At 44.4% G+C, this 15,051-nt stretch carries 13 protein-coding genes; 3 read left to right on the forward strand and 10 right to left on the reverse strand.

Features of this window, described 5'->3' with window-relative positions; all coding sequences use genetic code 11:
* Positions 1–43 precede the first annotated feature (43 nt).
* On the forward strand, positions 44–2,503 hold the full coding sequence (locus AC1DUD_RS21605) for a TonB-dependent receptor (RefSeq protein WP_477378216.1): 2,460 nt from the start codon (positions 44–46) through the stop codon (positions 2,501–2,503).
* A gap of 90 nt (positions 2,504–2,593) precedes the next feature.
* Here AC1DUD_RS21605 and AC1DUD_RS21610 read toward each other — a convergent pair whose 3' ends face one another.
* The 7 genes from AC1DUD_RS21610 to AC1DUD_RS21640 all read right to left on the reverse strand — a co-directional run bounded on the left by AC1DUD_RS21610 (position 2,594) and on the right by AC1DUD_RS21640 (position 7,733).
* The gene (locus AC1DUD_RS21610; protein WP_477378218.1) at positions 2,594–3,196 is read right to left on the reverse strand and encodes a DUF1684 domain-containing protein; all 603 of its coding nucleotides are present in this window, start codon (positions 3,194–3,196) and stop codon (positions 2,594–2,596) included.
* Positions 3,197–3,335: 139 nt separating this feature from the next.
* Positions 3,336–3,737, reverse strand: coding sequence for a nuclear transport factor 2 family protein (locus AC1DUD_RS21615; protein WP_477378220.1), 402 nt, complete (start codon positions 3,735–3,737; stop codon positions 3,336–3,338).
* Between the two features lie 15 nt (positions 3,738–3,752).
* Complete coding sequence (locus tag AC1DUD_RS21620; RefSeq protein WP_477378222.1) at positions 3,753–4,292, reverse strand: carboxymuconolactone decarboxylase family protein; 540 nt, start codon at positions 4,290–4,292, stop codon at positions 3,753–3,755.
* A 20-nt stretch (positions 4,293–4,312) separates the two neighbouring features.
* Entirely contained in the window at positions 4,313–4,885 is a 573-nt protein-coding gene (locus tag AC1DUD_RS21625) for a DUF417 family protein (RefSeq protein ID WP_477378224.1), read from the reverse strand.
* A 67-nt stretch (positions 4,886–4,952) separates the two neighbouring features.
* On the reverse strand, positions 4,953–5,810 hold the full coding sequence (locus tag AC1DUD_RS21630) for a helix-turn-helix domain-containing protein (RefSeq protein WP_477378226.1): 858 nt from the start codon (positions 5,808–5,810) through the stop codon (positions 4,953–4,955).
* 258 nt (positions 5,811–6,068) lie between these two features.
* Complete coding sequence (locus AC1DUD_RS21635) at positions 6,069–7,259, reverse strand: aminotransferase class V-fold PLP-dependent enzyme (protein WP_477378228.1); 1,191 nt, start codon at positions 7,257–7,259, stop codon at positions 6,069–6,071.
* 6 nt (positions 7,260–7,265) lie between these two features.
* Positions 7,266–7,733, reverse strand: coding sequence for a GNAT family N-acetyltransferase (locus AC1DUD_RS21640; protein ID WP_477378230.1), 468 nt, complete (start codon positions 7,731–7,733; stop codon positions 7,266–7,268).
* 92 nt (positions 7,734–7,825) lie between these two features.
* Here AC1DUD_RS21640 and AC1DUD_RS21645 point away from each other — a divergent pair, with 92 nt between their 5' ends.
* Positions 7,826–9,268, forward strand: a complete 1,443-nt coding sequence (locus AC1DUD_RS21645; RefSeq protein WP_477378232.1) for an aminotransferase-like domain-containing protein — start codon at positions 7,826–7,828, stop codon at positions 9,266–9,268.
* A 101-nt stretch (positions 9,269–9,369) separates the two neighbouring features.
* Here the strand turns inward: AC1DUD_RS21645 and AC1DUD_RS21650 are convergent, their stop codons facing one another.
* From AC1DUD_RS21650 to AC1DUD_RS21660, 3 genes are read right to left on the reverse strand one after another with little or no spacing between them, the layout of a single operon-like run.
* Positions 9,370–9,792: a DUF1801 domain-containing protein gene (locus AC1DUD_RS21650; protein WP_477378234.1), complete on the reverse strand. Its 423-nt coding sequence runs from the start codon at positions 9,790–9,792 to the stop codon at positions 9,370–9,372.
* A gap of 40 nt (positions 9,793–9,832) precedes the next feature.
* Positions 9,833–10,573, reverse strand: a complete 741-nt coding sequence (locus AC1DUD_RS21655; RefSeq protein WP_477378236.1) for a LytR/AlgR family response regulator transcription factor — start codon at positions 10,571–10,573, stop codon at positions 9,833–9,835.
* Positions 10,570–11,703, reverse strand: coding sequence for a sensor histidine kinase (locus AC1DUD_RS21660; RefSeq protein ID WP_477378239.1), 1,134 nt, complete (start codon positions 11,701–11,703; stop codon positions 10,570–10,572). Before AC1DUD_RS21660 ends, AC1DUD_RS21655 begins: the two co-directional genes overlap by 4 nt.
* A 689-nt stretch (positions 11,704–12,392) precedes the next feature.
* On the opposite strand from AC1DUD_RS21660, the gene AC1DUD_RS21665 reads away from it, so the two are divergent.
* Positions 12,393–14,858 carry a TonB-dependent receptor gene (locus tag AC1DUD_RS21665; RefSeq protein WP_477378241.1) on the forward strand — a complete coding sequence of 822 codons (2,466 nt, stop codon included), beginning with the start codon at positions 12,393–12,395 and terminating at the stop codon, positions 14,856–14,858.
* The last annotated feature ends 193 nt before the right edge of the window (positions 14,859–15,051 follow it).

Genomic DNA, 15,051 nt, shown 5'->3' on the forward strand with positions numbered 1-15,051 from the left:
TTGTTTTAAAGTAATTTTAGGCCGTTCATTGAACGATCTATTTATGCGCTACTTAAAGCTTATTTTGCTCATCTTCACGTTTGGGGCCGCCCCATGGTCATTTGCACAAACAGTTACAATTCAAGGTAAAATAACCGATGCTCAAAATAAACAGCCGGTAGAATATGCAACTGTGGCCCTGCTCAAAGGCAAAGATTCAACTCTTGCAGCCGGAACGGTTACCGCGGTTAATGGCACCTATCGCTTTATTAATGTTGCCGCAGGCAGTTACCGCTTAAAAGTTGCCTTTTTGGGGTATTTAACTGTTTCACAAATGATAGACATTGGCAGGGCAGCTGAGGCAAAAGAAGTGAATGTGGCTCTTGCACCCAGCCAGCGGCTCCTGAACCAGGTAACGATATCCGGTCAGCAAACCAAAGCGCTGAATAAGATAGATAAACAAAGTTATAAGGCGGGCCAGTTTGAATCGGCCAGGGGTGGTTCGGCAATTGATGTGCTAAAGAACCTACCCTCAGTATCGGTAAATGGCGAAGGCAATATTAGCGTGCGCGGCTCTTCGGGATTTATGGTGCTCATCAATGGCAAACCTGTACTAACGGATGCGCAAACGGTATTGAGCCAATTACCTGCAAACGCGGTGGATAATATTGAACTGATTACAGCGCCGTCTGCCAAATATGACCCCGACGGGCGGGGAGGAATAGTAAACATCATCACTAAAAAAGGAGTAAATGATGGTTTTACTATTGCCGCCAACGCGCAGGGTGGCCTGACCTCCGTTAAGGATTATGATAACAGCCGTAAGCCGGTGCGTTTTGGAGGCGACATTACTTTGAATTATAGAAAAGCAAAATGGGATGTTTCTGTTGGTGGCAATTATAACCGTAATGACAATGCCGGCTATCGTGAAGGCGATGCTTACACCAAAAACTTCAGTGCAGGCACAATAACCCGTTTTCCTTCTGTTGGTGAACGGAGTTTTAAAAAATATAATTATGCCGGGCGGGCCACCATAAACTACACGGCCGATGCTTCAAACGTAATATCCGCTTCTGTTTTTCTGGGCAAGCGCTACCAGGACCGTGAGGCCGACCTGCTGTATCACAATACCACTAATAACCTGACAACTAACGCGCCCATTAAAAATACCACCTATTACAATGCCAATACACAAACAAAGCAGGGCAACTTTGCTTTAGCCAGTATGGATTATACCCATACATTTGCTGATAAATCTACGCTTACTACCGGTTTGCTTTATGAAGATGCCAATTTGTATGGTGATACCAAAAACCGAAATTTGCACTACCCTGATATTACGGACCCTATTCAATATGTTTATAACCCCTATGAGCGACCTATTAATGGTTACCGGTTTAAAGTAGACCACAGCATTACCATTGGTAAGGGTAAGTTGGAAAGCGGCTACCAGATTAGATATGACAAGCAGGATGGTAAGTTTGCTTATTTGGTGACCCCACCGACTTCTCAGCCTGACGCCGATAAATTTAGCGGAACCCTGCACGCCAAAAACGTGATCAATTCGGTATATAGCCAGTACTCGGGTAAGCTATCAAAGCTGGAGTATAGCGGCGGCTTACGTTATGAATATGCAACCCGTAGGGTCGATATTTCATACGATGCAAATCAACACAGGCTCAACCTGTCAAATTTATTCCCGTCGGCTAACCTGCTTTATCACTTAAAAGAGGGATTTAACTTAAAAGCCGGCTACAGCAGGCGGATCAATCGTACCACCAACCTTGAGTTAAATCCGATACCGGAACGGGAGCATTCCGAAACATTAGAGGAAGGTGACCCTGACTTGCTGCCCGAATTTATCGACCTGGCAGAATTAGGATTGATCCGTACTTTTAGCAAAGGCTCTTTTTTTACCACCCTCTATTATCAACACATAAAAAACCCCATACAACGATTGAACAGTGTTTATGCCGATACGATATTGAACCGTGTTTACACCAATGCCGGTAATGCAAGGTTGTTTGGTTTAGAAGCCGGAACCAATTTACAACCTGCAAAATGGTGGAGCTTGTACCTTGGTGCTAACGTTTATAACTATCAGATAAATGGTAATATCCGGATTTTAAATGCGCCGGTAACCATCGCCAATAAAAACTGGGCTTATTCAATTAATGGCAATACTAATTTTCAGGTTTCAAAAACATGGAGCCTGCAGGCAAACGTAAACTATTTATCAAAACGCCCTACTGCCCAGGGGCAGGACTCGCGGTTTTTTGTGCCAAATACCTCTGTCAAAAAAACGTTTATGGACGGACGTTTCGCCGCGTCATTACTGTGGCAAAATATTAACGTGTTTAATGCCAGCAGGCAGCGAATCACCACTTCGGGCGCCGACTTTTTTACCACCACCAATTATATTTACGAAACAAACATTTTGTTGTTGAATATAACTTTTAACCTGAACCGGTTTACCGGCAAACTGAAACTGCCCAGCAGCGAAATGAGTGATAAGGAGTTTTAACAGGTAGCAGGAGGGAAGCCGTAATCAAAACGAATATGTTTACTGGCAACCAGCCCGCTACTATTGATTTCTTGTATTACCGGGGGGAAATCAATGTCCTTTACCAAAGTTCTTTTCGCCGGCCTCAACAGCTATATCAACCCGGTTTTCGTCAGGCGGTTTAGGGCATGAGTAGCCGCTGCTGAAAGCGCAATATGGGTTGTAGGCTTTATTGAAGTCTATAATAATAGAACCGTTTTTAATGTCTTTGGTGGTAAGGTCGATATAGCGGCCGCCGCCATAGGTTTCCGAGCCGTTGGTAGCATCAGTAAATGGTAGGAACAGGTAACTGCTGAATGTCGGGTTCTGCGACAGCGCGATGCTTTTGTAGATGGTTAACTGCATCGGCTTGCCTTTGAGCGTAAAGGATAGCAAAGCGTATCTAACATACTGGCTACCTGAACCACTAAAGGTAGGTATGATAAAAGTCGGTTGATTAGTCAACAACTCTGCTTTGGCGGTAACGCGGTAAGAACTGTCAGCATCATAAAAACGAAGAAATTCCAGGTCTTCCTTTTTTAGGGGAGATCGGGGATCTTTTAAAAAGTCGTCCATATAGCCTTTCCTAAATTCGGCTATTAGTGCTTTATGGTTTTGAGCGTAACTGGCGGTACTTAGTGCGATGAACAGGATGAATGTGGTAAGATATCTCATTAAAAATTATTTTGGTTTAAAGTTAGGGTATTATATATCTCATGCAAAGGTGCCAAGACGCACAGCTTATTTTTCTTAGCGGCTTTGCGCCTTTGCGTGATTAGATCTTCGTACTTCAATGGCAATTCTTTGCCTGATGTTAACTCACTCGTTCAACAAAAAACTTATTGATGCCTTCGACATCACTCAAATGAGTAACTATCCTGCTGATTTTGCCTTCATTAATATCGCACACAATGGCTACCTGCTCATCCAGGATCAGATCGCCGCGGCTGGCAGTATTGTGGAGCGACAGGGCAACGCTGTCTAACCCATATAAAATGTGGTTCAGCTGAACCATCACCCCAAAATCACGCAACTGACCGGCCCGTTTTATTACGGCATCTGCACCAATCGCCGGACCCGATAATAGACTTGTTCCCGGCAGCGTCCAGGTAACATCGTCGGCAAGGGCCGAACGCATGAGTTGCCAGTCGCGGTTTTTTAATCCGGTTAAAAACTTATTGGCTAACTGTTCTTTTATTTCTTCGGTGGTTTTCATGATGATGGAGGCAATTTAGTTAATAGGTTCGGCAGCAGGGAAATCAACAGGAATTTCGGTATTGGCAAATACATAGGTGGTATAAACGCGTACAGTGATAAAACCAATAAGCTCTATCAAAGCGGCTTCATCAAAACCGGCGGCGTAGAAATTATTCAGTACGGCTTCATCGCCTTTGCCCTTGTTTTCAACAATTGATTTGGCTAAACCAATGATGGCGTTCAATTTATCATCTGTAGTATGCCCTCTCCTGATATCCATGGTTTGGTCTTTAGTAAAACCGCGTTTCATGGCCAGCATGCTGTGGCCTGCTAAACAGTAGGCACAACCGTTTATTTCAGACACGATGAGTGCAATAGCTTCCCTTTCTTTCGGGGTAAATAAGCTTTTGCTCAAATCTTCTTCCATATCCATAAACATTTTGAGGGCAGGGGCTGAGTAGCCCATAGTGGCATAAAGATTAGGTACTTTACCTACGCGTTTTGTGAAAGTATCAAACATGACCTGCGCTTCGGCACTTACCTGGTCGCGGGTGGGAACATTTATAGTTTTCATGATTATATGCTGATTTTAAATTATTTACTTATTGATTTACGTTTAAGATAAAGCTGCGCGGTTTCACTCATGGTGATGATAGCGCCGCCGAGGATCACGATATCCTTAATAACCAAGCGCCCACGACCTGACAGGTAAGGAAAGCCCCACTGGTTATCGGTTAAATGCGGCACCCAGCTTTCGGGCGTAGTTATTAAAAAGGATAGTGTACCTAATGTCATGATGAAAATAAGAATACTGGCTATCATACTGGGTATTGGAGCCACTTTATAAAGTGCAACCAAAATACCAAGCGCTACCAGCATAATGCCCAAGCCTGTTGAAAAGCCATAGGTGTTATTTTCAATATTCCATTGGTGATTGGTGGCTATCAGCTCACCTTCTTTGTTCATGTGTTTTTTATATTCGGTTGGGTGGTTGTAAAAGAATGACATCACCGGACTGTTGGCTACAAAGGGCACAACGCCATCGGCTTCATAAGTGAAAAATTTAAGACCGCCTATCCAAAGAAATACGACTACGATGCCGAAACGAACGGCTTTTTTACCAAGCTGATCAAGGCCGGCTATGATATTTATGATTGAAGTTTTCATACTGTTGTTTTTTGATGAAGCAAAACTACAGCAATACGAAGCGCCGGAACATGGACAAAAAAGGGTTTTATTTGTACAAATCCGCGACGATGGAAATTCCTGTTTTATCGCGAAAGGTTTGGGGGGATACCTTGGTGAACTTTTTAAACACCCGGCTAAAATAAAACTCGTCCTGGAATTTAAGATTATAGGCAATTTCTTTAACGCTTTGCCGCGTTAGGTGAAGCTGTTTTTTGGCCTCGAGGATCAGCCGTTCCTGGATCAGTTGTGATGGCGATTTGTGGAAATACTTGCTGCAACGCCGGGTGAATGTATCCGGCGATACGGCCAATAACGAAGCATAGTCCGAAGGTTTATGCAGATCAAGATAATGCTGGTCCAGCAACTGGCGGAAACGTTCCATCAGCTCGTCTTTTTCGGGTTTATCCTGCCGGGTGCTGATGGAGCTCATTTTAATGGTACTGGCTTTAGCCAAAAATAATTGCAGGAAAGCACGCAGCACAATATCGGAGGGGGCAGGCTGCATAAACTCGTCGTCTATCTGCCCTAACAAAAGCTCAAAGATCTTAGCTTCCCGTTCGGTTAGTATTACTACCGGATCGAGGTAGATATTATTGAATAGCAAACCATTGCAGGCTACTTCCTCGCGGTGATATTCAATGCAATAAAAATCACTGTGGAACTGGATGATATTGCTTTTGCTTACGCGGCAGTCATCGATATAAATAACCTGCAGCGGGGTTGAGAATAACAAAACCGGGCCGGTGAACGCAAAAGCGCCAAAGTCGGCATGAAAGGTTCCCTGTCCTTCAGGAATAAAGTAAACCGTATATTCTGAAAACTGGGCAGGTTTGCACAAAAAATCATCCTGTGGTTCTTTCAGGCCTAATAAAAACTCGCCTGCTTTATCGTGGATCGCTTTCAATGAGTAGTTATGAAAGTGCTAATATAGTTATATGGGGAGATTACTTGTTGTTAAGTTTTAAGGGACCTGCATTAATAAATATAAGTTCGCAAAGATGCAAAGGCGCTAAGAAAAAGCTTCGCGCCTTTGCGAGAAAATAACACCGGCCACAAGCAATAAATAAAAAGCCGTCATTGCGAGGTACGAAGCAATCGCGAACTATACAGGGCGGACCTGCTGATCGGGGATTGCTTCGTACCTCGCAATGACGATTGTTTTCTACACTACATCTTTCAATATTTCACACAAAACCCCTATCTCTTCCTCCGTATTATAATAATGCACTGAGGCTCTTACAACATTGCTCAGGTGGTTTTTATTCATGTAGATGAGGGTTGATGCCGCCTTGCCAACCGATACATTGATATGCTTTTCAGCAAGTTTGTTTTTTACCGTTGCCGCATCCGTTCCGTCTACCGAAAAAGTTACGATACCGCATAGCTGACCACCGAAATCATGAACGGTTATGCCGTTAACTTCTTTTAGTTTTTCGCGCAGTAACCCGGCTAAATGTTGGATGCGCTGCCAGCTACGCTCAACGCCGATGTTGAGGGCATATTCAACCGCTTTACCAAGACCAAGGGTTAAGGCACGACTTTTCTCATACACCTCAAAACGGCGGGCATCGTCACGGGGTTTAAAGTCGGTTTCAGTTACCCATTCAGTTGTGAAGCCATCCAAAAAAAACAGTTTCAACTTATCCTGAATCTCTTTCTTCACATATAAAAATCCGGTGCCTCGGGGCGCACGGAGGTATTTCCTGCCGGTAACTGCCAGCATATCGCAGCCTATTTCCTGCACATCCAGTGGCACATGGCCCGCACTTTGGCAGGCATCAAGCAGGTACAATATATTATGCCTGTGTGCTATTTCCCCTATTTCAACCACGGGGATCATACCTCCTGCAGTTGAAGCGATATGGGTTACAGCTATCAATTTTGTCCGTTCAGAAATGGCATCTTCCAAAGCCTGCAACTGAAAATTGCCATGCTCGTCATTCGGGATCACTTTAAATTCAACACCGTACGTTTTTTTGGCGTGCAGCAAGCCTATGAGGTTGGTCACATATTCCATTTCGCAGGTAATGATCTCATCACCGGGTTTAAAGTCAATGCCGTTAAAGGCCAGCCACCAGCCAACGCTGGCATTTTCAACAACGGCAATTTCATCCTTATGGGCATTAATGAGCCGGGCTATAAGGCTGTAGGTATTATCCAGTTCTTCGCGGTATGTGTATTCTGTTTCGTAGCCGCCGTTTTGGGCCTCTTCATACAGATAGTCGATGACGGTATCAACCACCAAATCGGGGTGCAAGGATGAACCGGCATTGTTAAAATGGATAGTTTTTGTTGTGCCACGGGTTTCGGCCCGTAATTGCTGTACTTCCTGTTCTGTTAATATGGTATTCATAGGAGCTTAGTTATTTATAAAATTTATTTCCATCATGATATCGGCACGTTTGTAGGTGCCTGGCTCAACAGGTATTTCGGTAAAGCCCAGTTTGCGGTAAATGTGGATGGCGTTTTCAAGTACCCTGCTTGAAAATAGAATGAGCTTTTTTACACCCAGTTCCCGGGCTTTATCAATACCGGCCTGGCATAAAAACTGACCGACGCCTGCTCCGCGATGACCTTTATCTACCGCCATTTTGGTAAGCTCGTAAACACCATCTTCAATATATCGCAGCGCAACAGTGCCTATGATGGTTTGGTTAGATGTGACAAAATAAATGCTGCCGCCGGTTTTAATGATAGCCTCATCAGGGTTTTCCAATACCCATTTGTCAAAAGGTTCAACGGTAAAATACTCTTCAAGCCATGCTTTGTTAAATTTTTCAAAGTAGGGGGCGTGTTGCGGCTGATAATCGATAACCTGTAGTTCCATGTGCTTAATTATTTGATCAATACAAAATAAAAGCATAACACAATAGCAAAACAGATGCAGTTTTATTATTTTTGAGCATAACAGATTTTTGTATGGAAAGCCCGGCAGTTAGCACAGATCATGATTTCTTATATGCTCAGATAGCCTCCCGCATTGAAAAGCAGATCAAACAAAACCTGCTTAAACCCGGCGACAAGCTGCCATCCGTAAGGATGCTAAGCCAGGAACAAGGCATCAGCCTAAGCACAGCTTATAAGGCTTATGTTGAGTTGGAGAACATGAGTTTGATTGAAGCCCGCACCAAATCGGGATATTACGTAAAATACCTGCCGGCCCGTTTTACGAGTGTGCCTGAAGCAAAACCACCGGTTAAAAAAGCAGGGGAAGCCAGTGTTGCGGAAATGATTGCCATGGTTTACCGCAATATGTCTGAAGATAGTGTGCTGCAATTGTCACGCTCATCGCCGCCATTGAGTTTGATCCCGCTGGCTAAACTCAGCAAATCCATGATGGAGTCTATCCGTAACAGTCCCACCGGAAATATCACTTACGAAAACCCACAGGGTAATATGGCACTCCGTAAACAGGTTGCTAAAAATGCTTTTAACTGGGGTGGAAACATTACCGAAGACGATGTGGTAACCACACAAGGCTGCCTGGAAGCGCTGATATTTTGCCTGCGGGCACTCACCAAACCCGGCGATACCATCGCCATTGAAAGTCCTACCTATTTTGGAATTTTCAATGTGATGCTGAGCCTTGATTTGAAAGTATTGGAGATCCCGGTTAACCCTGATACAGGCCTCGACCTGGAATATCTGGAGCGGGCGCTGGAGGAGGTGCCGGTTAAAGTATGCCTGTTTGTTACTAATTTCAGCAACCCCACAGGCATTTGCATGGCCGATGAGCGCAAGCAACAACTGGTACACATGCTCGCCAAAAAGCAAATCCCTTTAATTGAAGATGATATTTACGGTGAGATCTATTTTGACAAAAGCCGCCCGCGAACCTGCAAAAGCTACGATAAAGAGGGACTGGTGATCCTGTGTTCGTCGGTTTCCAAATCAATAGCGCCGGGGTACAGGGTAGGCTGGTGCATTCCCGGTCAGTTTAAAGAACAGGTATTGAATATTAAAATGATGCATTCTATTGCATCGGCAACACCTACACAAGCGGCAATAGGTCACTTTTTTGAAACCGGGCGATATGATTTGCATATGAGGCACCTGCGTAAAGCATTATATACTCAGTGCCTTCGGTACACGCAGGCGATAGCAACACATTTCCCACCGGGCACCAAAATAAGCCGGCCACAGGGAGGCTACGCCCTTTGGGTTGAACTGGATAAAAAGGTAAATGCTTTTGAGCTTTATCAATTGGCTATGGAACACAACATCAGTATAGCCCCCGGTCAGATCTTTAGTGTGGATGGGCGTTTTAACAATTTTATTCGCATTAGTTTCGGTTTAACTTTTGATGATGTAGTGGAGGAGAGTTTTAGGGTATTAGGGAAATTGATAAAGGGGCTTTGTTAGAAGCTGTTTAAATTTGACGATTTTTGAAAAAAAATGCCCCTCATCCGGCGCAAGGTACTATGTGGTTGGCATAGGGGTGGATGACTTGTGCCTTTGGCAAATTAACCCTTATGCAGTGTCTTCGCCTTTTCAAATGCACCTTTGATCAGTTGTTTTAGCACTTCAGTATCCACATCGGCCAGTTTAACAATATGTGTACAGCCCCCGCTTTGTTTATGCTTTCCTAACTTTTCCAGCAACTGAACTTTTCCGTCATAGCCCGAAAGGTATAAGCTAAAGGAGCTTTTACGGGGCGAAAAAGCTACCAGCGGGGCATCACCTTCACGGCCGGCTTCAGATTTGTAGTGATAGCTGCCAAAACCAACTATTGCCGGTCCCCACATTTTTGCTTCAAGACCGGTTACCTCCTGCATCAGTTCAATGATCTTGAAACCATCACTGCGTTTGGTTTCATCTTCAACAGTGTTGATAAAATCGCTTACACTTGCTTTAGTTTCGATGGTTTTGTTGGTGTTTTTGGCCATGGCTTTAGGCTGATAAAGGTTTAAAACTGATATAAATATATCAGGAAAATTTTATTTTATCCCATAGTTTGTTGGCAACAACCTGCTGGATCACCTGCTCGCGGTAATTACGGCTGATGGGGATACGGTGTAGCCCGATGAAAATATCGTTCCCTTCAATGCCATCAATTTTACCGGTTGATACAATGTATGATTTATGCACCCGGATAAACAGTTTGCTATCTAAATTTTGTTCCAGGCTTTTGAGGTTTAACAATGTTATGTATTTGCCTTTGGTGGTAAAAATGGTGACATAGTTTTGCATGCCTTCTACATACAGGATCTCGTCAAAATAGATCTTTTCGTACTTATTGCCACATTTGATGAAGAAATAATCCTCATCGGCTTCCGTTTTCGGTGCGCCCGGCTGGGCCGAATTGTTAAGCAGGCGATGGTAGTCTTTAGCCTTATTGGCCGATTTAAAAAAGCGGTCGAACGTGATAGGTTTCAGCAGGTAATCAAGTACATTGAGCTGGAAACCTTCCAGTGCGTAGCTGGGGTAAGCCGTAGTGATGATCACCATGGGAGGTTTTTGTATGATCTTTAAAAAATCGATCCCGTTCATTTTCGGCATCTGGATATCCAGAAATATCAGGTCGATAGCCTGCCGGTCAAGTAACATGATCAGCTCAAGCGGGTTCTCGCAGGTGCCAGTTAAACTCAGGAAATCAACCTCGCGTACGTAGTTGGCTAACCCTTCGCGGGCTAATGGTTCATCGTCAATTATTACGCAGTTCATCATAGAGAAGCCATTTGTAGGGTGGCGGCCGATTGTTCCAGTTCGGCCAATGTTAGTTGCAGGTGTGCTTCAAAACGGTTTGCCGTATTTTGGATTTCCAGTTTGTGGAGTTCGGGGTAGATCAGGTCGAGCCGTCGTTTTACATTTTTCAGGCCGATGCCGCTGTAGTTTACTACTTCGGTTTCCGTTTGGTGCGATGTGCTGTTGGCTACGTAAAAATCAAGCTGGTGCCCTGCCAGTCCCAATTTAATACCTATCCAGTTAGGAGATTCTGCATCCTTGGATACATGCTTAAAAGCATTTTCTACAAAGGTCATGAGGATAAAAGGGGCTATGCCTAAATGCTCTGACAGGGGTTCATCTGCCTCAAAAGTAACATGCACATTATTGTTTTGCCTGAGCTTTTCCAGCTCGATAAAATTTTCGAGATAGGTGAGCTCTTTTCCTAACGGGATCTGATGGTCATTACATTCATATAGCTGATATCGCAGTAATTCTGAAAATTTAGCCAGCGAGGCCGAGGCCATGCCCGGGTTTTTGTGGATCAGGAAAAATATCGAGTTGATACTATTGAACAGGAAATGCGGGTTAAACTGGTATTTCAGGAATTTAAGCTCCGTTTCCAGTTTCTCTTTTTCGAGCAGTTGCTGGCGGTGCTGGGTTTGCAGCCAGTTTTTGGTAAGCTTGATACTCATGCCCAAAGTCATGCTGGCCACGGTAGACGGGAACGATGTATTATAAAATGATGCGAAGTCGGAAGGATCAACCCCGAACATTTTTTTAACCGAACAGCCTGCAAAAAAAGCGCTTAAGTAATAACCGCCGTTGATAAGGGATGATGCGCAGATAACGGTTAGTGAAAGGTAAATTACATATTGCGTGAGACTGCCCTTTTTCATGTACCTCGGCATCAGGTAGTACAAGTTAAAATATACCGCCAGTGCCTGGAATGCCACATAAGCCAGAATTTTGACACTATAAGCCGAAAAGAACATGGATTTAGCCGCAGCTACAGGGTTAGCCACTGCAATAGTAAACCAAAAATAATGGTACACACACCAAAACGGGATGTGGTACAGCTTGTATTTAAACAGCCAGTTTTGGTTTAATGTATCTACTGATAGCCTGTTCATATTAAATATGATAATGGTTCAAAATACAGGTTATTGTTCCCCTCTTGTCCTCGAAGAGCCCCTGCGGTTTGCTGCGTTGCCTGGCGCAGACATCAGGGTCCTCTGCGAGAGACCCTGATGGGACGTTAATATCTCTGCCACCGTATTGACTCACTCCGACATCCTGCGCTTGTCACCCTCTCTACGCTTGCGTAGAGAGGGGATTGGTTTTTACCCTCTTTATGCGAAGCGTAGACCGGGTGAGTTGACTGTACGCCATGATACCCCCGCGGCGATCGCTACACCTCAAAAACGGGTCATGCTGAGCCTGTCGAAGCATAGCGGGAGGGGCCTCTGCGCGCGTCCTTCGACAAGCTCAGGATGACAGGCCCTCTACACCTTATGTTCCGTTCCCTCGGGGTCTCTCGCAGAGGACCCTGAGGTTCATCGCATTTTCAACATCACACCTAAAGATACAGCAATTGCAATGATTTATGCACCGTCATTATATCAAGCGGCATAAATAATTGACCAAATGCAACGCTTAACTTATAAATGGTAAAAAAGCTAATATGGTTTTGATTTTAAGTGGATTAGCCTGTATTTGTGTAGGTGGTCAATTATCCGCAGCTACTCATCACTGAAGTTTTTTAAAGTTCAGGAACCGGTTTTTATTTGTTGGCATAACCGCTAAAAAGGTTATAAAGCATATGAAAACTTTAAGCCTCAGTTTGTTGTTTATTTGCCTTTTACAGAGTGTAAAAGCGCAGGTGTCAGGCCGGGTAACTACCTCCAATGGCCAGCCTTTAGCATATGTAACCGTATCGCTTATGAAAGCGGCAGATTCACTATCAGTTAAAAGTATGCTTACCAATGAGCAGGGGGCTTACAATATCGCTGACGTACCCGCCGGCAATTATCGCCTTAAATTAAGCAGCATCGGTTATCAAACCTGGTTTTCATCCCCTTTTGAAACCAGCGGAAACAAAGAGGCAAAATACCTTGCCGTTATTGTGATGAAAGAAGATACCCGGCAACTGGGAGAGGTGGTGGTAAGGGCCAGCAAGCCCTTATATCAGCAGCGAAGTGATGGGTTGGTGGTAAATGTGGAGAGCAGTGTGCTTACCAAAGGCAGTACGGCTTTGCAGGTATTGGAACGGTCGCCGGGCGTAGCCATTGACCACCGGGACAATGGTATCTCATTAAATGGAAAAAGCGGCGCTACGATTATGATAAACGGTAAACTGGTGCGCATGCCGCTGGCACAGATCACGAACCTGCTTAACGGTACCAGTGCCGATAATATTGAAAAGATAGAACTGCTGAGCACCCCGCCTGCCGGATACGATGCCGAAGGCAGCGCCGGGATCATCAACATAGTAATGAAGAAAAGTAAAAAGCAGGGCACCAATGGCTCATACTCCTTAACCGGAGGCTACGGCATGGGCGAAAAAGGTACGGCAAGCTTCAACCTCAATCATAACACCAAAAATATTAACCTGTACGGTTCCTATACTTTCCAGCACGACCGGACCTATACCGATCTTTTTATCACCGGCAGCCAGTATATGCCCTTCATCGGTGGTAATGCCGAGGTTGAGTTTTATACTAAAACCAAACGGATCAGCAATAATCATAATGCTAATTTGGGAGCGGATATTAAATTGGACGCCAAAACCACGCTGAGCGGTAACGTGAGTTACAACAACATCCACTCGCCAAATTATACTTACAGTGACGCCGGGTACAATATCCTGCCCGATTCATTGCTCAGGTATATCGGGCATATCAACGGTAACGACCGCCTTAGTAATCTCACAAGCTCAATCAATATTGAGCGCGTACTGAAGGAAGGAGAGAAGATCAGCATGGAGGGCGATTATATCCATTACAGCAGCGATGGCCCAACCGTAGTTAATACTTCCTTTGTAAACAAACATGGCGAACAGGTTTACGCCAATAACAGTGTAAGCGCCCAGCAGCAGCGTGGATTTGCCAATACCACTATCAACGTAGGTGTGTTTAAAGCCGATTATACTAACCAGCTATCGCCTTTGCTAAAGCTGGAAACCGGCATTAAGGGGACACATACCGGCAGTTCCAGTTCATCGGGTATCGAAAGTTTTGACAATGGGGTTTGGGAGCGCAACATGCAAACCGCGGCAAATATTTACATGAAAGAAGATATTGGCGCTGCGTATCTTTCGCTTAACTGGCAACTGAGCAAAGGTACAAGCCTGAATACCGGCGCGCGCTATGAATATTCATATACCAATATGGATAACCCGCAAACCGGCAGCAATATCGTGAACAGAAAACTGGGCAAACTGTTCCCGACAGTACTTTTTACCCAAAAGCTAAATGACCGCTCAGAACTGCAGTTATCTTATACCAAAAGGATAGCCCGGCCGTCATATGATGATCTGGCGTCGTACTTTGCTTACAGCGATCCTACTGCTGTTTACACCGGTAATCCGTTTCTTAAACCAACCATCACCAATAATATAAAGCTGGGCTATAATTATGGGGATTATAGCTTTTCCCTGCTTTACAGCCGGGACGATAACGCCATTGCCCGTTATCAGCTCAGCGAAAGCCCTGCGCATGATATCCTGTTTATCTCCCCTCAAAATTTACCATACCAAAACTATCTTACCTTTCAGGCTAATGCGCCGTTTAAAGTAGGCAACTGGTGGGAGATGACCTACAGCTTCGTTGGCGGACTGCGTCAGTTTAAGGAAGATTATACTTTGAATCCCTTAACTAAATCATATTTCGGTTATTCCTTCAATTTTAACCAGCTGTTTAAGTTGCCCAACAGCTTTTCGGCAGAGGTATCGGGGCAATACAACTCGTTGTCGTACAACAGCACCGTAAGGGTTGATGGTTTTGGGGTGATCAATGCCGGCATCAAAAAAGAGTTAAAAAATAACGGAGGCAGCCTGCAATTAGCAGTGGCCGATATATTTAGCGCTTCGCAAATTCATGTGCGGTATGGTACGCTTACACGCGAGGCTTTTAATATAAAAAGCAACGTGCTTGTCAATACAGAAACACGGCGTTTCCCAATAATCAAGCTTACTTATACAAAGTCGTTTGGCGGTACCGGATCTTCAAACCGCAGTAAACAAGAAAGTGGCTCAAAAGAGGAGCGTGAGCGGCTTCGGGGTAACTAAAAGGTTTTTGCAATAGTAAAAAGCAGTAGTGTTCATTTTGTTAAGGCCGCATAGCGGCCTTCTTCTGTTGATACCGGAAGCTGTAATGCTGTCAAATCCTATTGGTTCAGTTTGATAGGTCTGTTTAAAAAGATGGTATAAATGTCTGTAATTCACTTCGAATAGGAGTGTTTGTGCTGATAATATTATCCAT

This window comes from Mucilaginibacter sp. P4_A11 (genome assembly GCF_056402535.1).

Excerpts from the sequence above, each read along its gene's own strand:
- AC1DUD_RS21640 (WP_477378230.1), bottom strand. The coding sequence starts at position 7,733 with ATGGAACTACAGGTTATCGATTATCAGCCGCAACACGCCCCCTACTTT.
- AC1DUD_RS21625 (WP_477378224.1), bottom strand. The coding sequence starts at position 4,885 with ATGAAAACTTCAATCATAAATATCATAGCCGGCCTTGATCAGCTTGGT.
- AC1DUD_RS21660 (WP_477378239.1), bottom strand. The coding sequence starts at position 11,703 with ATGAACAGGCTATCAGTAGATACATTAAACCAAAACTGGCTGTTTAAA.
- AC1DUD_RS21665 (WP_477378241.1), top strand. The coding sequence starts at position 12,393 with ATGAAAACTTTAAGCCTCAGTTTGTTGTTTATTTGCCTTTTACAGAGT.
- AC1DUD_RS21610 (WP_477378218.1), bottom strand. The coding sequence starts at position 3,196 with ATGAGATATCTTACCACATTCATCCTGTTCATCGCACTAAGTACCGCC.
- AC1DUD_RS21645 (WP_477378232.1), top strand. The coding sequence starts at position 7,826 with ATGGAAAGCCCGGCAGTTAGCACAGATCATGATTTCTTATATGCTCAG.
- AC1DUD_RS21635 (WP_477378228.1), bottom strand. The coding sequence starts at position 7,259 with ATGAATACCATATTAACAGAACAGGAAGTACAGCAATTACGGGCCGAA.
- AC1DUD_RS21650 (WP_477378234.1), bottom strand. The coding sequence starts at position 9,792 with ATGGCCAAAAACACCAACAAAACCATCGAAACTAAAGCAAGTGTAAGC.
- AC1DUD_RS21605 (WP_477378216.1), top strand. The coding sequence starts at position 44 with ATGCGCTACTTAAAGCTTATTTTGCTCATCTTCACGTTTGGGGCCGCC.
- AC1DUD_RS21655 (WP_477378236.1), bottom strand. The coding sequence starts at position 10,573 with ATGATGAACTGCGTAATAATTGACGATGAACCATTAGCCCGCGAAGGG.
- AC1DUD_RS21615 (WP_477378220.1), bottom strand. The coding sequence starts at position 3,737 with ATGAAAACCACCGAAGAAATAAAAGAACAGTTAGCCAATAAGTTTTTA.
- AC1DUD_RS21620 (WP_477378222.1), bottom strand. The coding sequence starts at position 4,292 with ATGAAAACTATAAATGTTCCCACCCGCGACCAGGTAAGTGCCGAAGCG.